This is a genomic window from Streptomyces crystallinus (assembly GCF_039521265.1).
Taxonomy (GTDB): Bacteria; Actinomycetota; Actinomycetes; order Streptomycetales; family Streptomycetaceae; genus Streptomyces; species Streptomyces crystallinus.
In genome coordinates, this window is record NZ_BAAACA010000006.1 from 92,851 (window position 1) to 116,948 (window position 24,098).

Consider the following 24,098-nt stretch of genomic DNA (forward strand, 5'->3'; position numbering starts at 1 on the left):
CTGCCCGGCTGCGGCGCGGGCGCGAACCCCAGGTGAACAACCGGAGGTTGGGCCCCGGACGGCCGGGGGCGCGTCGGCCTAGGGCGAGCGGCCGGGGACCAAAGGACGATCGACCCGATGATCTTGAGTGGGTACGGTGCGGGAGTGGTCGCAGTGGTGGTGACCCGGCACGTCAGCGGCAGCATCAGCGACAACATCAGTAACAGTGAGAGCACAGGGAGCGCCCATGCCCGTCGGAGGCCGTTCACACATCCGTATCGCCCGTCCGTCGCGCGATCTGGCCGCGGCGGAGCGCTTCTGGGTGGAGGGCCTGGGGCTCGACGTCGTGTGGCGGCACGACGCGGAGGGCGTGGCCCCCGGCGAACACGCGCTGCTGATGGTGGGCTGGCCCGACGCCGACTGGCACCTGGAGCTGGTCCACGAGCCGGCCGCCCTCGTCGAGCCCCGGCCGACCGAGGAGGACCTGCTGGTCATCTACGCGGACGAAGAGGTTCCACAGGATCTGGTGGCCCGGCTCGAGGCGCACGGCGGCAAGCGGGTGCAGTCGCCCAACCCATACTGGAACGAGTGGGGTGTGACGATCGAGGACCCGGACGGGTACCGGCTGGTGCTCTGCATGCGGGGCTGGTCCAACTCCTAGGGCCCGTGGCCCCATCCGCCGCACCCTAGGCGCCGTCCGCCCGTACCGCCTCCGCCAGGAGTCGCACCCCGCGCGCGATGTCGGACGGGGTGAGATGCGCGTACCCGAGCACCAGTGAGACACCGTCGTCCGCTTCGGCCGCCCGTGAGCTGTAGTACGAGAGCGGGCGCACGGCCACGCGCGCGTGGGCGGCGCGTTCGAGGAGGCGGGGCTCGGAGCCGTAGTGCTGGGGCAGCCGGGCGATGATGTGCAGCCCGGCCGCGATGCCGCTCACCTCGGTGCCGGGGAAGTGTTCGTGCAACGCGTCGACCAGTGCGTCCCGCCGCTCCCGGTAGGCGCGTTGGCACCGGCGCAGCTGTCGGTCGTACGCGCCGCCGGTGACGAAGTCCGCGAGCAGTGCCTGGTCGAGGGCCGGGTTGCCGAGATCCATGGTGCGTTTGCGGGTGACGACCGAGGCCGTGAGCCGCTCCGGAGCGAGCAGCCAGCCGAGCCGCAGCCCCGGAGCGAGCGACTTGCTGACCGACCCGGTGTACGCCACATGCTCCGGGTCGAGCCCCTGGAGGGCCCCGACCGGAGCCCGGTCGTAGCGGAAGTCGCCGTCGTAGTCGTCCTCGACGACGAGCCCGCCCACCGCCCGCGCCCAGTCGAGGAGTTCGGTGCGGCGCCGCGCGGAGTAGGCGATTCCGGAAGGGAACTGGTGGGCCGGGGTCGTCATCGCGACCCGCACCCCGCTCGCGTACAGCGGGGCCATCGCCAGGCCCTCCTCGTCCAGCGGCAGCGGCCGTGTCCGTACGCCGGTGGCCGCGAACAGCGCGGTGTGTTCGGGGCTGCCCGGGTCCTCGACGCCCACGGTCCGCTCGCCGCGCTCCCCGAGCGCGAAGCCGAGCAGCGTCGTCGCCTGGGCCACGCCTGAGCACACCACGATCCGCTCGGGGTCGGCGACCACACCGCGCCGCCGGGCCAGCAGCGCGGCCAGCGCGGTCCGCAGTTCCGGCAGCCCGCGCGGATCGGGGTAGCCGAGCGAGCGGTGCGGCAGCCGCTCCAGGACGCCCTTGTGCGCGGCGGCCCAGGCGGCACGGGGGAAGAGCGACAGGTCAGGGGTGCCGGGCAGGAAGTCGACCAGGGCGCCCGGGTCGCGCGGAGCCAGGTCACGCGCGCGTGGCGCGTCGGCGGCGCGCGCCGCACCGCCCACCCAGGTGCCCGCGCCCCGGTCGCTGCGCAGATAGCCCTCGGCGGTGAGCTGCTCGTACGCCTCGGTGACAAGGCCGCGAGAGACGCCGAGGTCGGCGGCGAGCTCACGGCTCGACGGCAGCCGCGTCCCGGCCGCGAGCCGCCCCGACCGCACGGCCTCCCGGAACGCCGACTGGAGCATCCGTCCGCGCTGCCGGGCCGGCGCCGCGGCGGCCGGAATCAGCAGTTCCCAGGCCGCGTTCCAGGACGGCCGCGCGTCGTCGCCCTCCGGCGCGGAGGGCGAAGTGGTCCCCGATGACGTCATGGAAGTGGACCTTAAACAAGACCACCGGGCTGCCTAGCGTCGGGCCCATGAACGTGTCACAGCTGCGGGGCGCGGCGTTCGCCGCCGTCGCCTGCTTCCTCGTCGGCGGCTCCTTCACCGCCAACAGCGTCCTCGGCGACTATCCGCACGCGGGCGGTCAGGCCCTGCGGTACGGCCTGGCCTGCCTGCTGCTGCTCCCGCTGCTCGGCCGGGGCGGCGCCGCCCCGCTGCGGGGCCTGCGCGCGGGGCAGTGGGGCCGGCTGGCGCTGGTCGCGGCCGTCGGGATGGTCGGCTTCAACCTGGCGGTGCTGGCCGCCGAGCGCACGGCCGAGCCCGCCGTGCCCGGGGTGTTCGTCGGGTGCGCGCCCATCGTGGTGGCCGTCCTGGTGCCGCTGCTCGACGGGCGGCGGCCGACCCGGCCGGTGCTCTGCGGGGCGCTGCTCGTGGCGGCCGGGGCCTTCACCGTGCAGGGCTGGGGCCGTACCGACGCGGTGGGCATCGCCTGGTCGATGGGCGCGCTGCTGGGAGAGGTGGGGTTCGCGGTGCTGGCGGTGCCGGTGCTGCGGCCGCTGGGCCCCCGGCTGCTCTCGGCGGCCGTGTGCGGTGTCGCGGCCGTCGAGTCGGCCGTGTTCGCCCTGGCCCTGGACGGCCGTGCCGCGCTGCGGCTGCCGGACGCCGGTGAGACGGCGGCCCTGGTGTGGCAGGCCGCCGTCGTCACCGTGGTCGGCTTCGTCTGCTGGTACATGGGCGTGCAGCGGATCGGCGCCGAACGGGCGACGCTCTTCTCCGGCCTCATCCCGGTCTCGGCCGCGCTCACCGCCCCGCTGGTCGGCGCCGGGGCGTACGGCATCGCGCAGGCGGCGGGCAGTGCGCTGGTCGGCGCGGGGGTCGCGCTGGGCGCCGGGGTGCTGTGCCGGCGCCCCGGGCGCGGCGGGTCAGCGGCTGGTGTCGAGGATGACGCGCGCGACCAGGGCGGGGTCGTCGTTCATGGGGACGTGGCCGCAGCCGGGCAGCCGCACCAGCCGGGCGCCGGGCAGGGTGTGCTTGGCGCGGACGCCCTGGCGGCGCAGCAGCAGCCGGTCCTTGGCGCCCCAGGCGACGGTGACCGGGACTCCGGCCACGTCGTCGGCGAACCGGACGTCGATGCCGGCGGCCAGGGTCTCGTCGAAGCCGGTGGCGTTGCGCAGCGCGAGCGTCTCGGCGACGACGGCCTCGGGTGAACGGCGCCCGGGGCGCGCGTAGATGGTGCTCGTGAGCGCCGCACGCCCTGGAGCGCTCCTGGACAACCGCTCGATGGCGGGCAGCGGCAGCAGTTTCGCCCCCTGCCGCATCGCGGTCAGCGTCGCGAAGGCGTAGCGGCGCTCGGCCTGGGTCCAGAACCCGGCGGGGGAGAGGGCGGTCACCGACCGTACGAGCTTCTCGCGCCCCAGCTCCAGGGCCAGCAGCCCGCCCAGGGAGTTGCCCGCCACATGCGGCCGCTCGACGCCCAGTTCCTCGCAGAACGCGCCCAGCACCGGCACGACCGTGGACAGGTCGTACGCGAGGCCCTGCGGCAGCGCCGGGGACTCGCCGAAGCCGGGCAGGTCCACGGCTATGACGTCGCGTTCGGCTGCCAGGACGTCGAACACCGGGTCCCAGGCCTGGCGGTGGTGGCCGATGCCGTGCAGCAGGAGCAGCGGGTCGCCGGAACCGGCCCGCCGATAGGAGACGGTGACGGTGTGGCTGCCCCGGGGGGAGCCGATCGTGAAGGAGACCTCTTCGGCCATGCTGCTGCTCCCGGTGGTGGACGGACGGCGCCGCGGGACGAGGGTAGACACGCTGTCAGCAACAATTACCCTTCAGTAGCTTGGAGTTCAAGAGGCGGGACCCGGACACCGCGCAGGGGGCGAAGAATCGAACAGCGCGGGTTCTCCTTCTGGACAGCCGGTTGCCGGTCGGCTGGGATGGAGCGGTGACTTCCCCCACCGCCGCCGATCTCTTCGAAGACCACAGGTCCGTTCTCATGGGCGTGGCCTACCGCATGCTGGGCCGGGTGACCGACGCCGAGGACGTGGTGCAGGAGGCGTGGCTGCGCTGGTCGGCGCGCGACCGCGACGGTGTGCGCGACCCGCGGGCGTTCCTCGTACGGATCACCACCCGGCTCGCCATCGACCGGCTCAGACAGATCCAGGCGCGCTGCGAGGCCTATGTGGGGCCCTGGCTTCCCGAGCTGATCGCGACGGATTTCGGGCCCGTGGTGCCCGACACCGTCGAACAGGCCATGCTGGCCGATTCCGTCTCGCTCGCCGTACTGGTCGTCCTCGAATCGCTCTCGCCGCTGGAGCGGGCGGTGTTCGTGCTGCGTGAGGCCTTCGGTTTCCCCTTCGCGGAGATCGCGGCCACCCTGGACCGCTCGGAGCCCGCGGTGCGCCAGCTCGCCGGGCGCGCCCGGCGCCATGTCGAGGAGCGCAAGCCCCGCTACGACGTCGACCCAGCCCACCGCCGCGACCTCACCGAGCGGTTCATGGCCGCCGCGGGCGGCGGCGACCTGGACTCCATGCTCTCCCTGCTGGCCCCCGACGTACGGTTCATCGGCGACAGCGGCGGCAAGTCCAAGGCCCCCACGCGGATCATCGAGTCCGCCGACAAGGTCGGGCGCTTCCTGTTCGCGGTGTCGCAGGAGGGCGGCCCCGACGGCGACTTCCGCATCACCGAGATCAACGGCGGCCCCGCCGTACTGGTCCTCCACGACGGCAAGCCGGACAGCGTCCTCCAGCTCGACATCCTCGACGGCCGCGTCCACCGTGTCTACGTAGTACGGAACCCGGACAAACTCACCGCGCTCTCCTGTGGGGAGTACGTGGACCAGTCGCCCGGTTAGTCCCACGCGCCCCAGGGGTCGCGACCCCCGTGCCCGGATCCGGGCACGGGGACTTTGCTGCGCCCTGTTCACCGGACCGCGAACGTCGTGTGAACGCTCTGGGCCAGGGCTCGGATTCGTTCCGTAACGGAACGAGGATTGGTCTTGACCAAGGGGGTGTGCCGCCCTATGGTCGCAGAGTTAGTGCAGGAACCTTTAATAAACAAGGGCGCAGAAAAGCCGCCGGGGCACGGCGATTGCGGAGGACAGGGTGGGGACCACGCAGCTGGAAACGGTGCCGGAGCCGAAGTACTGGCACCTCAAGACCGTGCTGAGCGAGGCGCTCGACTCGGACTTCGCGGTGGGAGAGATCCTGCCCAACGAGCGTGAGCTCGCCGCCCGTTTCGGTGTCGCGCGCGCCACGCTCCGCCAGGCTCTGGAACAGCTCGAACTCGAAGGCAGGCTGCAGCGCCGCCGTGGCGTCGGCACGACCGTCGCGCCGCCGCGCGTGGGCGTCTCGGTCGGCACCGAGCAGCACGACTGGCCCGGCACGGCCGGTGACGCCTGGCAGGCCGTCGACTGCGCCGTGGGCGCCCCGCCGCTCGCGGTGGCCCGGCTCTTCGACGCCGAGGCGCTCGACGAGGTGCACACCGTCCGCCGGATCCGCACCACGCACGGCCAGTCCGTCGCCGCCGAGCTCCTCTACGTACCGGCGTCCTCCGTGCCGGACCTCACCGCGATCGACGCGCCCTCCGGACCGGCCCGCGCCCGCAGCGTGCTGCGCGAGCTCCAGCGCCTCGACCTGGAGGGCCAGGACCGCGCCGTGGAGCTCGGCTCGGCCCGCGCCGACGACGCCAAGGAGCTCGACCGGCTGCCGGGCGCGCCCGTCCTCGTCGTCACCACGCGCTACTTCTCCCTCGGCCGGACCGTCGCCGTCTCGGTGGCGACCTACCGCGCCGACACCTGCCGCCTCACCTTCGGCGACTCGGGTGACGTGCAGATCAGCCACGACGGCCACCGCCAGGCTTCCTGACACCCGTCCCGCCCGCCGCCCCGGCCCGCCGCTCTCGTCAGCGGCGGGCCGTTCGCATCGGGCGGCCGGCGGGTCGCTTACGTGCGGGTGGTGACAGGCCGTGCGTCCGGGAGAGCAGCGGGTGCGCCGCGTCCGGGAGGACAGTGTGTGCGGCGCGTCCGGGAAGGCAGCGGGGCCGGCCGCGGAGAGAGGTCCGGCCGCGGATGATCGGCCCGCGTGGCCCGCTCGCCCGCTCAGCGCCGAGCCGTCACCGTGCCCTCGACCGCGAACAGCTGCTCCTCCACATGGTCGAGCGCGAGCCGCAGCGCACCCGTGGCCACCGCCGCCTCCCCGAGGAGGGAGAGGGCCACGCGCGGCGGCCGCAGGCAGTACCGCGCCAGCTCCTGGCGCAGCGGTTCGAGCACGCCGTCGATCCCGGCCGCCCAGCCGCCGACGACCACCAGCTCGGGGTCGAGCGCGAGCACCAGGGCCGCCACGTCGTGGACCAGCCGCTGGATGAACCGCTCGACCGCCTCCTGCGCGCCGCTGTCGCCCCGCTTGGCCAGCGCGAAGACATCGGCGACCGCCTGCTCGTCCAGCGGGTGCAGCGGCTCCCCGGTCGTCGACAGCAGCTTCTCCGGTGTCACGTCGCGGCCCAGCAGGTGCAGCGCACCGATCTCGCCGGCCGCGCCCCCGAAGCCCCGGTGCAGCCGCCCGCCTATCAGCGACCCGGCCCCCGGGCTCAGCCCGGCCAGCACGAAGACGATGTCGTCGGAGTCGGTCGCCGCGCCCTTCCAGTGCTCGGCCACGGCGGCCGCGTTGGCGTCGTTCTCGACCAGCACCGGGCAGCGGAACGACCGGCGCAGCCGCTCGCCCAGGGCCAGCCCGGTCCAGTCGGGCAGCGCCGTCCCCAGCCGTACGGTGCCGTCGGCCTCCACTATGCCGGGGCTGCCGACCCCGACGGCGCGGAGCGAACTGCGCGCCACCCCGGCCCGCCGCAGCAGGTCGGCGACCGTGGCCCTGACCCGCTCCAGCCGCTCATCGGCGGAGGCCGTCTCCGACACCTCGCGGGATCCGGCGCCCACGATCCGCCCGTCCAGCCCGGACAGCAGCGCCGCCACCCGATGCGGGCCGATCTCGATGCCCAGCAGATGGCCCGCCTCGGCCCGGAACCGGAACCGGCGTGCGGGACGCCCCTGGCGGCGCGCCTCGCCCTCCTCGGGGGCCGACTCGACGACGAGCCCGCCCTCCATGAGCCCCTCGACCACGCCCTCGACCGTCGGCCGGGAGAGGCCGGTGATCCGGGTCAGATCGGTCAGAGTGGGAGATTCCGCCCCACGCAGTGCATGGAGAACCACTGCGGAATTGATCCGCCGCAGCAGAGAGGGATCCCCGCCGGTCAGCCGCCCCAACGTGTGTCCTCCCAGCTCGTACGCGTGTCTGCCGGATCGTACTCGCTGGTCAGGTATACGGCGAGTGGCGCATGGTCACGGAGACGCATCAGCTCGGAGCCACGAATCCCGACTCGTACGCCGCGATCACCGCCTGCGTCCGGTCCCGGGCACCCAACTTCGCCAGAACGGCGCTGACATGGGTCTTCACCGTCTCGGTGCCGACGATCAGCCGGGCGGCGATCTCGGCGTTGCTGAGCCCGCGAGCCATCAGCCGCAGGACGGCAGCCTCACGCTCGGTGAGCGCCGCCTTGTCCAGCGCCGCCCGGGCGTCCCGGTTGCCGTACTCGGCCGCGAGCGAGCGGACCGCCGCCGGGAACAGCAGCGACTCGCCCTCCGCGACGAGCCGCACCGCGTGCACGATCTCGGCCGGCCGGGCCCGCTTGAGCAGAAACCCGTCGGCGCCGGCCCGCAGCGCCTCGTACACGTACTCGTCGTTCTCGAACGTCGTGACCACCAGGATCTTCGGCGGATCCTGCACCGTGCGCAGCACCGCCCGAGTGGCCTCTATGCCGTCGAACAACGGCATCCGCACATCCATCGCCACCACATCGGGGCGCAGCTGGCGCACCAGCGGAATGACGGCGGCGCCATCGGCGGCCTCACCCACCACTTCGATGTCGGGCTGCGCCTCGAGAACAGCACGCAGACCCGCGCGGACCAGGGGTTCGTCGTCGACGAGCAGAACGGTGACCGGCATCCCGTCAGCCTAGGTGGTCTTTCATCGCAGCCCGTCCAGCGGTAGCCGCACGCGCACCCTCCATTCCCCTTCCTTGGGACCCGACTGGGCCTCGCCACCCAGCAGTGCCGCCCTCTCCCTTATCCCGCGCAGGCCGCTGCCGCCCTGCCCTCTCGGTATCGAGCCCGACAGCGGATTCGTCACATCGAGCTCCAATCGCTCACCCAGCACAGCTATCCGCACCCGCACGGGCACCGGCCCGGAGTGCCGCAGCACATTGGTCAGCGCCTCCTGGAGGATCCGGTACCCCTCCCGGGACACGGGGCCCGGCACCAGCTCCAGCGGGCCGCTGAGCTCGGACTCCACCTTCGCCCCCGATGCCCGCGCCGATTCGAGCAGCCGGTCGGCCTCGTCGAGCGTCGGCCGCTGCCCCACCGGCCCCCCGCTCTCGCGCAGGACCAGCAGGACGCGCTCCAGGTCGTCCAGCGCCGTCCGGCCCGTCTCCTCGATCGCGGCCAGTGCCCTGGCCGTGAACTCCGGATCTCCCGCCGCCCGGGCAGCACCTGCCTGCACCACGGCGACGGTCAGCGCGTGCCCGATCGAGTCATGGATCTCGCGCGCGATCCGATTGCGTTCGAGCAGCCGCTCGGTCCGCTCCTCCAGCTTGGTCAGCCGTTCCTCCTTCGACGGGCCCAGCAGCTGCCGCGCGATGGTGGCGTTCAGCTCGCCGAGGGCCGCGACACAGCCGAGCATCATGAAGAGGGGCAGCGGAGCCAGCGCCCACCACCACCAGTGCGGCGCCGCATCCCGCAGGACGGGGACCTCGCTCGTCCCGCTGTCCATCGGCATGGCCACCAGCTCGTAGGTGATCATGGGAAGCCATACGGATATCCCCATGGTCACCAGCGCGAGCGCCAGACGTATCTCCAGCCACGCCACGGTCCGCCAGCGCTCGCCCCAACTGGCCGACGAGGCCGCGGAGACCGTCGCGTCATGATGGCCCCGCTCCTTCGGCACGACGAGCAACTGGGCCTGTATTCCCTCGGCCAGGCGCACAGCCGGTATCAGCCCTATCAACAGCAGGGCGAGAAAGGGGACATAAGGCTTCTCCATGTCGATGAAGAGCCAAATGCCGTACACCGCGACGGGCATCGACAGATGCAGCCATCGCGTGTACGTCACGGAGCGGCCCAGCGGGCGGAGAAAGCGGAACATGTCGCCATCGTGCCAGCGCCCGAATCGCCGCGGCTCCCCCGCACGGGGGAGATCATCCCCACGCTCGGGGGAGGCCCGGGACCTGGCGCGACGGCGAAGGTTGAGACATGACCAGCATCGACGTCCAAGAACTCACCAAGGAGTACGGAACCACCCGCGCCGTGGACCGCCTGACTTTCAGCGTGCGGCCTGGCCAGGTCACCGGCTTCCTCGGCCCCAACGGCGCCGGCAAGTCCACGACCATGCGCCTCGTGCTCAGCCTGGACCGGCCGACATCGGGCACCGCCACGATCGGCGGGCGCCCGTACGCGGAGTACGACGAGCCGCTGCGCCACGTCGGCGCGCTCCTCGACGCCCAGGCCGCGCACGGTTCGCGCACCGCGCGGAACCATCTGCGGGCGCTCGCCGCCAGCAATCGAATACCGGCCCGCCGGGTCGACGAGGTGCTGGAGGAGGCGGGCATCGCCGCCGTGGCCAACCGGCGCGTCAAGACCTTCTCCCTCGGTATGCGCCAGCGGCTCGGGATCGCCGCGGCGCTGCTCGGCGACCCCTCGGTGCTGATCCTCGACGAGCCCTCCAACGGTCTGGACCCGGAAGGGATCATCTGGATCCGGGAGTTGATGCGCGGCCTGGCGCGGCAGGGCCGAGCCGTGCTGGTCTCCAGCCATCTGATGAACGAGACCGCCTCGTTCGCCGATCACCTGGTCGTCCTCGGCCGGGGACGGCTGCTCGCCGACACCCCCATGCAGGACTTCATCGACTCGCGCATCCAGCCGCGGGTGCGTCTGCGGACCACCGAAGGCAGCCGCCTGCGCACCCTCCTCACCTCCCGGGGCTTCGCGCCGGTCCAGGGTGAGGACGGTCGCTGGATCGTCGAGGGCGCGCGGGTCGAGGACGTGGGGCCGATCGCCGCGGCGGACGGCATCCCGATTCTCGAACTGGCGACAGAGGAGGCGACGCTGGAGCAGGCCTATCTCGACCTGACGGCAGGCGAGGCGGAGTTCGCGTCCGGTTCACCCGGCAGTCCTGACACCCTCACCCGTTCCCTCCGCACCACATCCGACCAGGAGGCATGAGCCGTGTCGTTCCCCGCAGTTCTCCACGCCGAGTGGATCAAGGTCCGCTCGCTGCGGTCCCTCGTCGGCTCGTTGACAACCGTCTTCCTGGCCACAGCCGGGCTGACCGTGCTCGTCTGCGCCACGCTCGGTCGCCCGGAGCCCGACAGCACCGACTTCGACCCCGTCCTCTTCTCGTACTACGGCCTGAACTTCGGCCAGCTGGCGGCGCTCACCTTCGGAGCGATAGCGATGGCCGCGGAGTACAAGAACGGGGGGATACGCGTCTCCCTGGGCGCCGTGCCCGACCGCGGGCTGTTCTACGGGGCGAAGCTGGCCGTGATCTGCGGCCTGGTCTTCTCGGTCGGCCTTGTCACCAGTCTGACCTCGTTCCTGTCCGGGCAGGCGCTGATGGACAAGGGCTTCGGCATAGGCATCGGCGACCCCGGGGCGCTTCAGGCGGTGGTGGGCTGCGCCTGCTACCTCGCCCTGCTGAGCCTGCTTGCCGCGGGCCTTGCGGCCCTGCTGCGCAGTGTCACCGGCGCCATGAGCGTGCTCGTCCCGCTGTTCCTGATCGTGCCGTTCGTGGTCGGGGACGTGTCGCAGGGCGGTGGCGCGGCCGACTTCATGCCGGACCGGGCGGGGCGGCAGATCCTCCTGCTCCACCCGGAAGGGCCGTTGGGCGCCTGGAGCGGTATGGCGGTGCTCGCGGCCTGGAGTGGGACAGCCGTGGTGGCGGGCTGGTGGGCGCTGCGGCGGCGGGACGCCTGAGAGGCCAATTGTCAGTGGCGGCGGGTTTACTGACTGCATGACCACCGCACGGCATCTCGAAGTGATCGACCTGCTGCGCGTCCGCGACTTCCCCGCGGAGCGCGGCAGGTCGGGGGCGATCACCAGCGGCCCCGGCTACCACCTGGTGGAGCTCAGCACCAGCGAGGACCTCTGGGACGACGACGGCAGCAGACGCGTCGAAGTGGAGGAGCAGTACGGAGCGGAGTGCGACGCCCTCGCCCAGCTGCTGAGCGAGCGCTGGGGCGAGGCACAGATGGTCAGCCTCTGGAGCGTGATGACCCGGAGCATGGAAGGAGAGGAGATAGCCGAGCCGTGGAGCGGGTTGAGCCAGAGTGTCCGCTACCTCCACCTCTGGCAGCCGGACGGGCGCTGGGTCGCTGTCGGGGTCTCGCAGTGGGGCACGGAGCTGGAGTTCCAGCTGATGGCGGTGGTCACGGAGGTGGATCCGCCGTAGGGACCGGCGCAGGGTGCGCGGACGCTCTGCCGGAACGTGTCCAGCCCTTTCGACCTGCCGCAGGAGGGGGAGTGGCGCCGCCGGGCGCGCCAGGACGGGGGGACTACGGGACGGCGGGACTGCCGACCTGCGGGACTTCGGGCGGCCGTGGCGTAACGTCCTGACGCGTCGCCGTCTCCTGTCGGCGGGTGAGGAGATCGTGATGACATACGCAGTGGCGGACCTGGGCGGCGGTACGACAGAGGTGTCCGTCGTGGGGGACGGGGTGGTCCGGCTGACCGGCTACGCGGGCGCTGCTGAGGCCTCGGTCGGCGAGTTCACTCCCGCACGGGCTAGGGAGCTCGCGGCGGCGCTGGTGCGGGCGGCGGACGAGGCGGAGAACGTGGCGCCGAGCGAGCCGGTGTCGGTCAGGGCGCAGGATCTGCGGCGCGGTGACGTACGGGACGGCGACCGGTCGATGACCGTCGACCGGGTCAAGGTCGACCAGGCCATCTCGACGGCCCACGTGACGTGGAAGTCGGATGCGGGCCGCACCTGGACGCAGAGCTATGCGATGGACACGGACATCCGTCTGCGGAGGCGGGGGCCGGAAGCGGCGGGGTGACGAAAGGGGGACTTACGGAAGGGGACTCGGGGAAGGGCGACTCACGGGAGAGGGAGCAGGCTTCGTGGGCACGGGGATTCTCGGAGTGCGCAGGGTGCAGGACGGTGGGGCGCTCGCTCGGCGGCCGCGCCGTTCAAGTCGGGTGCGGTCCGATCAGGCGGGGACGTAATCTCGGCCGATGAGCGGTTTTGCGACACATCGTCAACGGGTGCACGACACAGGGCTGTCGGTGCGTGCGCGGCACGCGAGCCTGCGGACGTGTGTGGTGATGTTCGCACCGTACGGGTTTCGGGCGACCTATCACCATCTGTGCCGCAGTGCGGAGGTGCCCGCGCGGCTTGAGGCAGATCCGGAGGCGCTGGTGCGGGCGGTCGAGGAGTTGCAGACGGCCCGGGCGCTGTGGCTGGGGGACGAGGCGGCGTATATCGCGCGGCGGCGCAGGGAGAAGGCGGCCGGGCGGCGGAGCACTCGGGCGGACGGGAGTTGGCGGGACGCCGGGCGGGGGAGCGGCGGGAGTCTCGTGTACTGCCCCGACCCCGGGTTCCATCCCACCGACCCCTTGCCGGTCGTGGTGGAGAGGGTCCTCGGCTCCAGGATCGTCCCCGGGGCAGTCGAGCGATGCCGGGCTTGTGTGGGGGAGAACGGGGTGGTGCGGTGGTTCGACGGACGGGAGGTGTACGAGCTCTGCCGGGTGTGCGGGGTCGCGCTGGACTCCTGTGAAGCCGAGCCGGACCCCGTGGTGCTGCGGGAGAGGCAGGAGCGCTGGGCCGGGATCTGGAAGCGGGCGCTCTAGGCTTGCGCTGCGGCGCGGAGCCGGGCGTACTCCTCGGCCATCGTCTGGGCCGTCCAATGGGCGTTCAGGCCACTGGGGTTGGGGAGGGCCCAGATGCGGGTCTCGCCGATGGTGCGGGTCTGGGGGCCTATCTGCGCCTTGCGGTCGTCGAAGGCGATGCGGTAGGCGGTGACGCCGACCACGGCGAGGTAGCGCGGGCGCAGGCGTTCGACCTTGGCGGTGAGCAGACGGCCGCCCTCGCGGAACTCCTCGGGGGTCAGCTCGTCGGCTCGGGCGGTGGTGCGGGCGACGACGTTGGTGATGCCGAGGCCGTAGGACAGCAGCTCGTTCTGTTCCCAGGGCTTCAACTGGCGCGGGGTGAAGCCCGACAGGTGCAGGACCGGCCAGAAGCGGTTGCCCGGGCGGGCGAAGTGGTGGCCGGTGGCGCCGGACATCAGGCCCGGGTTGATGCCGCAGAACAGTACGGAGAGACCGCCCGCGACCACGTCGGGGATGACGTTGGCGCGGGCGGCCTGGAGCTCCTCGGGAGTCATCGAGCGGTTCCGGTCGTCACGGGGTTTCCGGTTGTCACGGTGTTTCCGGTCGTCGTGCTGCTTCAGGTCACGGTGCTTCCGTTCGTCACGGTTTTTCCGGGGGTATCGATGGTTCCAGGGTTGGCGTCCGTGGTGCGGGGCGGGGTCAGAGGATCGACCCGGGGGCGTACGCGGCGGCGGCCGGGTGCTGCTTGACGATCTCCTCGATACGGGAGACCAGCACGGCGACCTGGTCGCCGGCGGCGCCGGTGAAGGACAGCTTGTCGGCCATCAGGGCGTCGAGCTGGGCGCGGTCGAGCGGCATACGGTCGTCGGCGGCCAGCTTGTCCAGGAGCTCGTTGCGCTCGGCGCCCTGCTCGCGCATGGCCAGGGCGGAGGCGACGGCGTGCTCCTTGATGACCTCGTGGGCGGCCTCGCGGCCGACCCCGGCGCGCACCGCCGCCATCAGCACCTTGGTGGTGGCGAGGAACGGAAGGTAGCGGTCCAGCTCGCGGGCCACGACGGCGGGGAAGGCGCCGAACTCGTCGAGCACGGTGAGGAAGGTCTCGAGCAGGCCGTCGAAGGCGAAGAAGGCGTCCGGCAGGGCGACACGGCGGACGACCGAGCAGGAGACGTCGCCCTCGTTCCACTGGTCGCCGGCGAGCTCGCCGGTCATCGAGGCGTAGCCGCGCAGGATGACCATCAGCCCGTTGACGCGCTCGCAGGAGCGGGTGTTCATCTTGTGCGGCATCGCGGAGGAGCCGACCTGGCCGGGCTTGAAGCCCTCGGTGACCAGCTCGTGTCCGGCCATCAGCCGGATCGTCTTGGCGACCGAGGAGGGCGCGGCGGCGAGCTGTACCAGGGCGGTGACGACGTCGTAGTCGAGCGAGCGAGGGTAGACCTGGCCGACGGAGGTGAAGGCATGGGCGAAACCGAGGTGACCGGCGATGCGCTGTTCGAGCTCGGCGAGCTTGGCGGCGTCGCCGCCGAGCAAGTCGAGCATGTCCTGGGCGGTGCCGACCGGGCCCTTGATACCGCGCAGCGGATAGCGGGCGAGGAGCTCCTCCAGCCGGCCGTAGGCGACGAGGAGCTCGTCGGCGGCGGTGGCGAAGCGCTTGCCGAGGGTAGTGGCCTGGGCGGCGACGTTGTGCGAGCGGCCCGCCATGACCAGCTCCGCGTACTCGCCGGAGAGTTTACCGAGACGGGCGAGGACGGCGACGGTCCGGTCGCGCATCAGCTCCAGGGAGAGCCGGATCTGGAGCTGCTCGACGTTCTCGGTCAGGTCGCGGGAGGTCATGCCCTTGTGGACCTGCTCGTGCCCGGCGAGGGCGTTGAACTCCTCGATCCGCGCCTTCACGTCGTGGCGGGTGACCTTCTCGCGCTCGGCGATCGACGCGAGGTCGACCTGGTCGAGCACGCGCTCGTAGTCGGCGAGGGCGGCGTCCGGCACCTCGATCCCGAGGTCCTTCTGCGCGCGCAGCACGGCGAGCCAGAGCTGGCGCTCCAGCTTCACCTTCTGCTCGGGGGACCAGAGGACGGCCAGCTCCGTGGAGGCGTAGCGGCCGGCCAGGACATTGGGGATGCGAGGCTTCGCAGACACAGCAGTCACGTGTCCAGATTCTACTGGCGATTTCTGCAGGCCAGCGCCCCGGTCCGGTTTGTGGCTTGCTACGAGAGCGCGGTCACGTCGCCGGACGCCGTCCCAGGGTCCCCGTTCTCGGGCGGGGTGATCTCGTACGGCAGCAGCTCGGGGCGCTTCGCCGGGCGGCCGTCGCCCGAGGACCTGCCGGTGAGACGGCGGGCGATCCACGGGGCGAGGTGCTGGCGGGCGAACCGCGCGTCGGCCACGCGGCGCGTCGCCCAGCGCGGCCTCGGCCCGTGCCCCAGCGGGGCGAGCCAGTCGTCCTCCGGCGGGAGCCCGAGCTTCTGCCAGACGGCCTCGGCCACCCGGCGGTGCCCCTCGCCGGTCAGATGGAGCCGGTCGACGTCCCACAGCCGCGGATCGCCGAGCACGGCCGCGCCGTACAGGTCGACGACGAGGGCGTCGTGCTTGGCGGCGAGGTCCTCGATGTGGGCGAAGAGCTCTTCCATACGGGGGCGGAAGCGTTCCATCACCGGGCCGTTGCGGCCGGGGCTGCGCATCAGGACGAGTCGGCCGCAGGACGGCGCCAGCGTCTCCACGGCCTCGGTGAGGAGCCCGCGCACCCGGCCCATGTCGCACTTGGGGCGCAGGGTGTCGTTGAGTCCGCCCACCAGGGTGACCACGTCCGCGCGCATCGCGGCCGCGGGCCCGACCTGCTCGTCGACGATCTGGCCGATGAGCTTTCCGCGTACGGCGAGATTGGCGTAACGGAAGCCCGGCGTCCGGGCGGCGAGCCGGGTCGCGAGCAGATCCGCCCAGCCGCGGTACGAGCCGTCGGGCAGGAGGTCGGACATGCCCTCGGTAAAGGAATCACCGACTGCGACAAAGCTTGTGTAGCTGGCATTCATCTCCATGGCGGAGCGATCGTACCGCGCGGTAGTGTCACGCGGTCCGGGTGGAGACGGCGAGGGGGAAGCGGATGAGCGAGGCGCTGGAACAGGCGCTGGCGGAGGCGCTGGCGGGGCTGGTCACCGCGGTGGACACCTGCGAGGACGACGTGCTCGACCCCGACACCGCCGTCAAGTGGCTGGAGGGCAGCGCGTACGTCCTGGACCGGCTCGCCCCGGCGGACCGGCGTCGGCTCGCCGCGCTGTTCCGGGCGGCCGCGCTGCGCGAACCGGCCGGGCCCTGGCGCGATGACCTCCTCAAGGTCGGGGACGGCTTCGGACTCGACGAGGACCAGCACGAGCGGTACTGCGACGCGGTCGGGGCGCGGGTGAAGCGGTTCGTCGAGACCGTACGGGGAGTCGACCCGGCCACCGGGGTGCCCAGTTGCCCGGGCTGGACCTTCGCTGACCTCACCCGCCACCACGGCACCACCCACCGCTGGATCGCCCATCTCGTACGGCACCGGGTCACCGAGCGCGTCTGGTCGCGCGATGTGCCGCTGGAGCTGCCGGACGAGGAGAAGGACTACCCCGACTGGCTGGCGACCGCCGCCGAGGAGTCGCTGCGGGTGCTGCGCTCGGCCGACCCCGAGACGCCGATGTGGTCGCACGGCGCCGATCAGCACGTGCGGTTCTTCGCCCGGCGGCTGCTGTTCGAGGCCGTGGTGCATCTGGCCGACGCCGAGCTCGCGCTGGGGCGGGTGCCGCACGTCGAGGCGTGTACGGCGGCGGACGGCATCGAGGAGTTCCTGGAGAACCTGCCGTTCTTCGGGCCGCTCGCGCAGTCCGTCGCCGCGCTCGGCCGCGACGGCGCGGTGCTGCGGCTGCGCGCCACCGACACGGGCGCCGCCTGGACGGTCGTCCTCGGCGGCGAGAACGGCTTCCGCTGGGAGAACACCGCCGACGGAGCCGACCGGGCGGCCGGGGCGGCCGGGGCGGGCGGCCCCACCGCCACCGAGGCCGAGACCGGGGCCGCTGTCACCGTCGAGGGCGTGGCGGGTGAACTGCTGCTGCTCGTGTACGGCCGACGGGCGCCCGGCGACGAGGAGTTGTTCACCGTCACCGGCGAGCGCGCGCTCCTCGACGCCTGGCTGGCCGCGACGGCGTTCTGACCCGCGCCCGCGCACCCCGTCGACGTCCCCGGCCGCTGCCCGGAGCACGCCCCGAGGCACCCGCTCCCTCCGTACCCCGCCGACGTTCCCAGCCGTTGCCGGGGGCACGCCCCGGCGGAACCCCGGCGGCGATTCAGGCGGTCCGAGCCGCACGGGACCTGTCGGTGGGGGGCGTTCCGCGGTATGCCGGGAACACCTCAACTCCCCGCGCCCCTACGCTGGCCGACGCAACTCCCCACACCTCAACGTCCCCTGTGGTCAGAGCACTTGACCGCGCACGAGAGAGCGAGCGTTCCATGTTCACCAAAGCCTTCTGGAAGGCCACCGCCGAGCGGGCCATCCGTACGTTCGCTCAGTCGCTCGCGGCGGTCCTGACGGCCGGGGCGACCAACCTGTTCGACGTGGACTGGAAGGCGGCGCTGGCCACCGCCGGCCTGGCGACGCTGGCGTCCGTGCTGATGGCCATCGGCTCGTCGGGGCTGGGGCGGCCGGGCCCGGGCCTCACCGAGACCACGGAGCCCGAGGCCCCCGCCAAGCCGGCCACGGCGACGGCGACACCGGGGACCGAGGGCGCGGCCAAGCCCGCCATATAGCCGTACAGAGCCGTACAGCCGTAGCGGCGGCGTGCGGGCCGTACAGGCGGAGGCTCAGTGCCCCGCCCCGCCCCGCCCGGCGCCCCGCCGCGCCCTCCGTCCTACGCCGTGTCCGGTCTGCCGACCAGCTCGCGCAGGACGTCCTCCATCGTGACCAGCCCCGCCAGCCGTCCGTCCTCGTCGAGCACCGCCGCGAGGTGCGTACGGCTGCGGCGCATCGCGGTCAGTACGTCGTCGAGCGGCGTCGACGCGCGGACCCGGGCGATCGGCCACACGGCCGTCACCGGGAACGGCACATCGCGCGGCATCGCGTCGAGCGCGTCCTTGACGTGCAGATAGCCCAGGATGCGATTGCCCGTGTCCACGACCGGGAAGCGGGAGAAGCCCGACAGGGCGGCGAGCCGCTCCAGCTCCTCCGGCGTGGTGCCGACCGGCGTGTGCACGACCTTCTCCAGCGGGACCACCACGTCCCGGACAGGGCGCCGCCCCAGCTCGAGGGCGTCGTGCAGCCGCTCGGCGGCCCGGTCGTCGAGCAGCCCGGCGTCACCCGCGTCCCGGACCATCCGGGCGAGCTCGTCGTCGGAGAACGTCGCCGCGACCTCGTCCTTGGTCTCCACCCGCAACAGCTTGAGCAGCGTGTTGGCGAAGGCGTTGATCGCGAAGATCACCGGGCGCAGCGCCCGGGCGAGCGTCACCAGCGGCGGGCCGAGCAGCAGCGCGGTCCTGGCCGGTTCGGCCAGCGCGATGTTCTTCGGCACCATCTCGCCGAGCAGCATGTGCAGATAGGTGGCGAGCGCCAGCGCGATGAAGAAGGAGACCGGGCGCGCCGCCCCGTCGGGCACCCCGACCAGGTGGAACACGGGCTCCAGCAGATGCTCGATGGCGGGCTCGGCGACCACGCCGAGCACCAGGGTGCACAGCGTGATGCCCAGCTGCGCCGCCGCCATCAGGGCGGAGACGTGCTCCAGACCCCAGATCACGCTGCGCGCACGGCGGTTGCCCTGCTCGGCGAGCGGTTCGACCTGGCTGCGGCGGACCGAGATCAGCGCGAACTCGGCGCCGACGAAGAAGGCGTTGACGACCAGCGTCGCCAGACCGATCAGCAACTGGATGACGGTCATCGGCCGGCCCCCTCGTCGTCGCGGCCCTGGTCGCCGTCGCGGTCGCCCGCCCCGTCGCGTCCGGCCGAAGCCCCGTGATGGCCACCCCGTCGGCGCCGCGCGCCGCCGTGCTCGGGTCGCCGGTGCTCCCTGCGCCGGCGGTGCCCGACGCCCTCCTCCTCGTCCTCGTCCCCGTCGCCGGGCAGCGGTGCGTGCAGTAGGACGCGGGCGGCGCGGCGGCCGGACGCGTCGACGACGTCGAGCCGCCAGCCCTGGAGCTCCACGCTGTCGCCGAGGGCCGGGATCCGGCCGAGCGCGGTGGCGAGCAGACCCGCCAGCGTCTCGTACGGGCCCTCCGGGACGCGCAGCCCGATGGCCTCCAGCTGGTCGGTGCGGGCGGCGCCGTCGGCCGAGTAGAGCGCCCGCCCGTCGGCGTCCTCACCGGCCCGGGCCAGATCGGACGTCTCGTGCGGGTCGTGCTCGTCGCGCACCTCGCCGACGACCTCCTCGACGATGTCCTCCAGGGTGACGACCCCGGCCGTACCGCCGTACTCGTCGATGACCACGGCCATGGTCCGCCGTCCGTACAGCCGGTCCAGGAGCCGGTCCACGGTCAGCGTCTCCGGTACCAGCAGCGGCTCGCGCAGCAGCTCGGTGACCGGGTGGCGGGGCCGCTGCTCGGCGGGGATGGCGAGGACGTCCTTGATGTGGGCGATACCGACGACGGTGTCGAGGCTGCCCCGGTAGACGGGGAAGCGGGACAGGCCGGTCGCACGGGTGGCGTTGGCGACGTCCTCTGCGGTGGCGTGCACCTCCAGGGCGGTGACCTGGACGCGGGGTGTCATCACGTTCTCGGCGTCGAGCTCCGCCAGGTTGAGCGTACGGACGAAGAGCTCGGCGGTGTCCGCCTCCAGGGCGCCCGCCTTGGCGGAGTGCCGGGCCAGCGCGACCAGCTCCTGCGGGCTGCGGGCGGAGGCCAGCTCCTCGGCGGGCTCCAGGCCCAGTCGGCGCACCATGTGGTTGGCGGTGTTGTTGAGGTGGCTGATGAAGGGGCGGAAGGCCGCGCTGAAGACGCGCTGCGGGGTGGCGACGACCTTCGCGACCGCCAGCGGCGAGGAGATGGCCCAGTTCTTGGGCACGAGCTCGCCGACGACCATCAGGAAGACGGTCGACAGGGCGGTGCCGAGGACCAGCGCGACCGAGTCGGCGGTGGCGCCGGACAGACCGAGGGAGCCGAGGGGGCCGCTGATCAGCTTGGCGATCGACGGCTCGGCGAGCATACCGATCACGAGGTTGGTGACCGTGATGCCGAGCTGGGCGCCGGAGAGCTGGAAGGTGAGGCTGCGGACGGCCTTGAGGGCGCCGCTCGCGCCGCGCTCGCCGTTCTCGACGGCCCGCTCCAGCTCGCCGCGCTCCACGGTGGTGAGGGAGAATTCGGCCGCCACGAAGGCCCCGCAGGCCAACGACAGCAGCACGGCCACCACGAGCAGAAGCACTTCGGTCATCGGTTCACCTCCGTCCCATGATCGGGCAGGGCCAGGAGGATCGCGCGATGTCGTGTACCGGTACGGGGACGGGTACTGGGAGGCTCGCCCATGGGCGGACGCTCACACCTTTCAGTCGTGGGTAGGTGCACCCATGGTAAAGCACTGGCAAAGTGCGGGGTCGGGCCCTCCCCGGCACCCGCATCACCCCAGCTCGACCCACCCGGATCACCCCAGGTCGGCGGTTACCCGGATCACCCCAGGTCAACCGGCCCCGGAACCCCACCTCGGAACGGCCGCGGCGCCGCCCCCTACTCGTGCGCGATCGCCGCCAGCACGTTCATCCGGGAGGCCCGCAGCGCCGGGAGCAGCGCCGCCACCAGGCCCACGGCCGCCGCGCCCACCGCGACCGCGACCACGGTGGACCAGGGCACGGCGAACGCCTTGAGGCCCTGGAGGGCGAGCACCTGCTGGATGCCCACGCCCCACACCATGCCGAGGACGAGTCCGAGCAGCGCCCCGAACACCGCGATCACCACCGACTCCAGCCGGATCATGCGCCGCAGCTGGACCCGCGAGAGCCCGATGGCGCGCAGCAGCCCGATCTCACGGGTGCGCTCCACCACCGACAGCGCCAGCGTGTTCACCACGCCGAGCACTGCGATCACGATGGCGAGCCCCAGCAGCGCGTACACCAGATAGAGCATCACCGCGATCTGGTCGCGGATCAGCTTCTTGTAGTCCGCCTGGTCCCTCACCTGCACCTGCGGATACGGGTCCAGGGCCTTGTCCAGTGCCTTGCGCAGCTCGTCCGCGCCGGTGCCGCCGCTGGCGTTGACGAACACCGCCGCGTCCTGGCCGCCCGGAAGATAGCGCTCCACGGTGGCCAGGCCCATGAACACCCCGCCCTCCACGCCGAAGCCGCCCGAGGTGTCCATGTCGGTCAGGGCGGCGACCCGCAGCCGCGCCCTGCCGCCGGTGGCGAAGGTGACCGGCAGGGTGTCACCGAGGCGGACGCGGTGGTCGTGCGCGTAGGTGCGGTCCATCGCCATGTTTCCGGGGGCGAGTGCCTCGGCCGTACCGCCCGAGGCGTAGGTGAGGTGGGCGACGTCGTCGAGCTGGGGGTCGTAGCCGGAGGCGGTCGTCTGCGGCGTCCTCCCGTCGGGCAGCGTCAGCCGCACCGGTGCGAACCGCTGGCGTACGACGGTCTCCGTGCCCTTCACCGCGCGCACCTTGTCGGTGATCTCCCGCGGGAACGGCTGGAAGTTGCCGTTCTGTACGACGAAGTCGGCCCCCAGCGTCCTGTCGATCTGCTGGTCGAACGACTTGGTCATGGAGGCACTGGCCACCGAGAGCCCGGCCACCAGCGCGATGCCCACCATCAGGGCGGACGCGGTCGCGCCGGTGCGGCGCGGGTTGCGCAGGGCGTTGCGCTGGCTTATCCGGCCCACCGGCCCGTACAGCCGGGGGAAGGCGGCGCCCAGCACCCGGATCACCGGGCGGACCAGCAGCGGCCCGGCCACCACGGTCGCGATCAGGGTGAGGACCACGCCGAGCCCGAGCAGCGAGGAGGAGGTCGCGGTCTTCGTGGCGGTGGCGCATCCGGTGAGCGCCGCCGCGCCCGCGACCGCGAGCACCGCGCCCACGAGGGCACGCACCCGCAACGGCCGCCCGAGACCGGAGACTTCGGCGTCCGCCAGCGCCGCCATCGGGGAGACCCGGGCGGCGCGGCGCGCCGGAAGGTACGCGGCCACGAACGTCACGCCGACGCCCACCACGTACGCCGCCACCGGCGTGCCCCAGCCGATCACCATCTCGGCGGTGCTGAGCTTCATCCCGAGCGTGCCCATCAGCGCCATCAGCCCGGCGGCCAGCCCGATTCCGGCGCCCAGGCCCAGAGTGGAGCCGACCAGGCCGAGCAGCAGCGCTTCCAGCAGCACCGACCGGCGCACCTGGCGCCGGTCCGCGCCGAGCGCCCGCAACAGACCGAGCTCGCGGGTGCGCTGGGCGATCAGCATCGAGAAGGTGTTGACGATCAGGAAGATGCCCACGAGCGTGGCGACTCCGGCGAATCCCAGCATCACGTACTTCACGACGTCGAGGAATCCGCCCAGCTCGTCGGCGGCCGACTTGGCGTGCTGGGCGGCCGTCTTGATCTCGTACGAGCCGCCGACCGCCGCGCTCACGCGCTGCTTCAGCTCGTCGTCCGACACTCCGGGAGCGGCGTCCACCGAGATGGCGGTGGCCGAGTCGGGGCTGCCGAGAAGCCGGGTCTGGGCGGTCGGGGTGTCCAGGAACACCAGCGCCGCACCGGGGTTGGTGGTGGTGAAGGCGGCGATGCCGACGACCTCGACCCGGAAGGAGCCGGGCTGGGCGAGGACGGTGAGCGAGTCGCCGACGCGGACGTGCTTCTTGTCGGCGGTGTCCTTGTCGAGCAGCGCCTCGCCGGCGCCGTGCGGCTCATGGCCGCTGGTCAGCTTCACCGGACTGCGCTTGGTGGCGTACCAGTTGGTGGCGATGGTCGGGGCGCCGGTGGTGGGCCCGACCGAGTTGTTGGAGCTGTCGACGACGGTGATGTTCCGCACGGCCGCGTCCACGTGGGTGGCGGCGACGCCGTCGACCCGGGCGATACGGGCGGCCAGCGAGGCCGGGACCGTACGGACCACCCCGGACGACACCCGCTCGTCGAGGCCCTTGGGCGGCCCGACCGTCACGTCCGCGGACGTGGAGGCGAAGAGGCGGTCGAAGGTACGGGCCACGGTGTCCGAGAAGATCAGCGAACCGGCGACGAACGCCACCGAGAGGATCACCGCGAGCGCGGACAGCAGCAGCCGCCCCTTGTGGGCGAGGAAGCTGCGCAGGGTCGCCTTCAGCATGGCCGCTCAGCCCTTGCTCAGAGGGTCGAAGCCGGGGGCGTCGGGGGCCTCGTCCACACGGGCCTCGGCCGCCCCGCCGGCCGAGAAGAGCCGCATCCGGTCCAGCACCGCCTGCGCGGTCGGCCGGGGCATCTCGTCCACGATCCGGCCGTCGGCCAGGAACAGCACCAGGTCGGCGCGGCCCGCCGCGACCGGGTCGTGGGTGACCATCACCACCGTCTGCCCCAGCTGGTCCACGGCCTCCCGCAGGAAGCTGAGCACCTCGGCCCCGGCCCGTGAGTCGAGGTTGCCGGTCGGCTCGTCCGCGAAGATCAGCTCCGGGCGGGAGGCCAGTGCCCGCGCGCACGCCACCCGCTGCTGCTGGCCGCCGGAGAGCTGGGCGGGCCGGTGCCGCAGCCGGTCGCGCAGACCGAGCGTGTCGATGACCCGTTCCAGCCACTCCTGGTCGGGTTTGCGCCCGGCGATGTCCATCGGGAGCGTGATGTTCTCGGCGGCGGTGAGCGTCGGCAGCAGGTTGAAGGACTGGAACATGAAGCCGATCCGGTCCCGCCGCAGCCGGGTGAGCTCGCGCTCCTTGAGCCCGGTGATCTCGGTGTCGCCGAGCCACACCTGCCCCGCCGAGACCGAGTCGAGCCCGGCCAGACAGTGCATCAGGGTGGACTTGCCCGAGCCCGAGGGGCCCATGACCGCGGTGAAACGGCCGCGCGCTATCGCCACGTCCACCGAGTCGAGGGCCAGCACCGCCGTCTCGCCGGTGCCGTACGCCTTGGTCAGCGCCCGGGCCCGCGCGGCGACCCCTTCCGTGGCCGCCGTGGCCTCCGCAGCTGTGGACAAGGCCGCCTCCCGGGTCGTTGCGTCATGGC

22 protein-coding genes and 1 pseudogene are annotated in these 24,098 nt (G+C 72.6%); 11 read left to right on the plus strand and 12 right to left on the minus strand.

Translation table 11 applies throughout. The features are described 5' to 3' along the window. Positions 1–226 precede the first annotated feature (226 nt). The gene (locus tag ABD236_RS04320; protein WP_344070281.1) at positions 227–640 is read left to right on the plus strand and encodes a VOC family protein; all 414 of its coding nucleotides are present in this window, start codon (positions 227–229) and stop codon (positions 638–640) included. Positions 641–665: 25 nt separating this feature from the next. Here ABD236_RS04320 and pdxR read toward each other — a convergent pair whose 3' ends face one another. Next, a complete protein-coding gene (gene pdxR, locus ABD236_RS04325) occupies positions 666–2,135 on the minus strand; it encodes a MocR-like pyridoxine biosynthesis transcription factor PdxR (protein ID WP_344070283.1) in 1,470 nt (489 codons plus the stop codon). 47 nt (positions 2,136–2,182) lie between these two features. Between pdxR and ABD236_RS35145 the strand changes: the two are divergent. After that, positions 2,183–2,587: pseudogene (locus ABD236_RS35145) on the plus strand (EamA family transporter); the annotation flags it as partial. Positions 2,588–3,070: 483 nt separating this feature from the next. On the opposite strand, the gene ABD236_RS04335 reads toward ABD236_RS35145, so the two are convergent. Beyond that, positions 3,071–3,901, minus strand: coding sequence for an alpha/beta fold hydrolase (locus ABD236_RS04335; RefSeq protein ID WP_344071189.1), 831 nt, complete (start codon positions 3,899–3,901; stop codon positions 3,071–3,073). Positions 3,902–4,086: 185 nt separating this feature from the next. On the opposite strand from ABD236_RS04335, the gene ABD236_RS04340 reads away from it, so the two are divergent. Continuing rightward, positions 4,087–4,995 (plus strand): RNA polymerase sigma-70 factor, encoded by a 909-nt coding sequence (locus ABD236_RS04340; RefSeq protein ID WP_344070285.1) that lies wholly within the window; start codon positions 4,087–4,089, stop codon positions 4,993–4,995. Positions 4,996–5,245: 250 nt separating this feature from the next. Then, positions 5,246–6,007 carry a GntR family transcriptional regulator gene (locus tag ABD236_RS04345; RefSeq protein ID WP_344070287.1) on the plus strand — a complete coding sequence of 254 codons (762 nt, stop codon included), beginning with the start codon at positions 5,246–5,248 and terminating at the stop codon, positions 6,005–6,007. 233 nt (positions 6,008–6,240) lie between these two features. Here the strand turns inward: ABD236_RS04345 and ABD236_RS04350 are convergent, their stop codons facing one another. From ABD236_RS04350 to ABD236_RS04360, 3 genes are all read right to left on the minus strand, one after another. Continuing rightward, positions 6,241–7,398, minus strand: coding sequence for an ROK family transcriptional regulator (locus tag ABD236_RS04350; protein WP_344070289.1), 1,158 nt, complete (start codon positions 7,396–7,398; stop codon positions 6,241–6,243). An 88-nt stretch (positions 7,399–7,486) separates the two neighbouring features. Next, on the minus strand, positions 7,487–8,137 hold the full coding sequence (locus ABD236_RS04355) for a response regulator (RefSeq protein ID WP_344070291.1): 651 nt from the start codon (positions 8,135–8,137) through the stop codon (positions 7,487–7,489). 21 nt (positions 8,138–8,158) lie between these two features. Then, complete coding sequence (locus ABD236_RS04360) at positions 8,159–9,331, minus strand: sensor histidine kinase (RefSeq protein ID WP_344070293.1); 1,173 nt, start codon at positions 9,329–9,331, stop codon at positions 8,159–8,161. Between the two features lie 107 nt (positions 9,332–9,438). Here ABD236_RS04360 and ABD236_RS04365 point away from each other — a divergent pair, with 107 nt between their 5' ends. The 5 genes from ABD236_RS04365 to ABD236_RS04385 all read left to right on the plus strand — a co-directional run bounded on the left by ABD236_RS04365 (position 9,439) and on the right by ABD236_RS04385 (position 13,029). Next, complete coding sequence (locus ABD236_RS04365; RefSeq protein ID WP_344070295.1) at positions 9,439–10,407, plus strand: ABC transporter ATP-binding protein; 969 nt, start codon at positions 9,439–9,441, stop codon at positions 10,405–10,407. Positions 10,408–10,410: 3 nt separating this feature from the next. Next, positions 10,411–11,157 (plus strand): ABC transporter permease, encoded by a 747-nt coding sequence (locus tag ABD236_RS04370; protein WP_344070297.1) that lies wholly within the window; start codon positions 10,411–10,413, stop codon positions 11,155–11,157. A 37-nt stretch (positions 11,158–11,194) separates the two neighbouring features. Beyond that, on the plus strand, positions 11,195–11,632 hold the full coding sequence (locus ABD236_RS04375) for a hypothetical protein (protein ID WP_344070299.1): 438 nt from the start codon (positions 11,195–11,197) through the stop codon (positions 11,630–11,632). 202 nt (positions 11,633–11,834) lie between these two features. Further along, positions 11,835–12,236: a hypothetical protein gene (locus tag ABD236_RS04380; RefSeq protein WP_344070301.1), complete on the plus strand. Its 402-nt coding sequence runs from the start codon at positions 11,835–11,837 to the stop codon at positions 12,234–12,236. A gap of 208 nt (positions 12,237–12,444) precedes the next feature. Beyond that, positions 12,445–13,029 carry a hypothetical protein gene (locus ABD236_RS04385; protein WP_344070303.1) on the plus strand — a complete coding sequence of 195 codons (585 nt, stop codon included), beginning with the start codon at positions 12,445–12,447 and terminating at the stop codon, positions 13,027–13,029. Here ABD236_RS04385 and mug read toward each other — a convergent pair. The 3 genes from mug to ABD236_RS04400 form a co-directional block, all read right to left on the minus strand. Then, entirely contained in the window at positions 13,026–13,562 is a 537-nt protein-coding gene (gene mug / locus ABD236_RS04390; RefSeq protein ID WP_344070305.1) for a G/U mismatch-specific DNA glycosylase, read from the minus strand. The genes ABD236_RS04385 and mug overlap by 4 nt on opposite strands. A gap of 145 nt (positions 13,563–13,707) precedes the next feature. After that, entirely contained in the window at positions 13,708–15,150 is a 1,443-nt protein-coding gene (gene purB / locus ABD236_RS04395) for an adenylosuccinate lyase (protein ID WP_344070307.1), read from the minus strand. Between the two features lie 59 nt (positions 15,151–15,209). Continuing rightward, positions 15,210–16,037: an SGNH/GDSL hydrolase family protein gene (locus tag ABD236_RS04400; RefSeq protein ID WP_344070309.1), complete on the minus strand. Its 828-nt coding sequence runs from the start codon at positions 16,035–16,037 to the stop codon at positions 15,210–15,212. Positions 16,038–16,102: 65 nt separating this feature from the next. On the opposite strand from ABD236_RS04400, the gene ABD236_RS04405 reads away from it, so the two are divergent. Together ABD236_RS04405 and ABD236_RS04410 are read left to right on the plus strand one after the other, a co-directional pair. Further along, a complete protein-coding gene (locus ABD236_RS04405) occupies positions 16,103–17,182 on the plus strand; it encodes a maleylpyruvate isomerase family mycothiol-dependent enzyme (protein ID WP_344070311.1) in 1,080 nt (359 codons plus the stop codon). Positions 17,183–17,478: 296 nt separating this feature from the next. Beyond that, the gene (locus ABD236_RS04410; RefSeq protein WP_344070313.1) at positions 17,479–17,775 is read left to right on the plus strand and encodes a holin; all 297 of its coding nucleotides are present in this window, start codon (positions 17,479–17,481) and stop codon (positions 17,773–17,775) included. A gap of 101 nt (positions 17,776–17,876) precedes the next feature. On the opposite strand, the gene ABD236_RS04415 is transcribed toward ABD236_RS04410, so the two are convergent. The 4 genes from ABD236_RS04415 to ABD236_RS04430 form a co-directional block, all read right to left on the minus strand. Continuing rightward, positions 17,877–18,896, minus strand: a complete 1,020-nt coding sequence (locus tag ABD236_RS04415; RefSeq protein ID WP_344070315.1) for a hemolysin family protein — start codon at positions 18,894–18,896, stop codon at positions 17,877–17,879. Then, entirely contained in the window at positions 18,893–20,380 is a 1,488-nt protein-coding gene (locus tag ABD236_RS04420) for a hemolysin family protein (RefSeq protein ID WP_344070317.1), read from the minus strand. The genes ABD236_RS04415 and ABD236_RS04420 overlap by 4 nt, the downstream gene beginning before the upstream one ends. A gap of 290 nt (positions 20,381–20,670) precedes the next feature. Further along, positions 20,671–23,235: an ABC transporter permease gene (locus ABD236_RS04425; RefSeq protein ID WP_344070319.1), complete on the minus strand. Its 2,565-nt coding sequence runs from the start codon at positions 23,233–23,235 to the stop codon at positions 20,671–20,673. 6 nt (positions 23,236–23,241) lie between these two features. After that, positions 23,242–24,069: an ABC transporter ATP-binding protein gene (locus ABD236_RS04430; protein WP_344070321.1), complete on the minus strand. Its 828-nt coding sequence runs from the start codon at positions 24,067–24,069 to the stop codon at positions 23,242–23,244. Positions 24,070–24,098 lie beyond the last annotated feature (29 nt).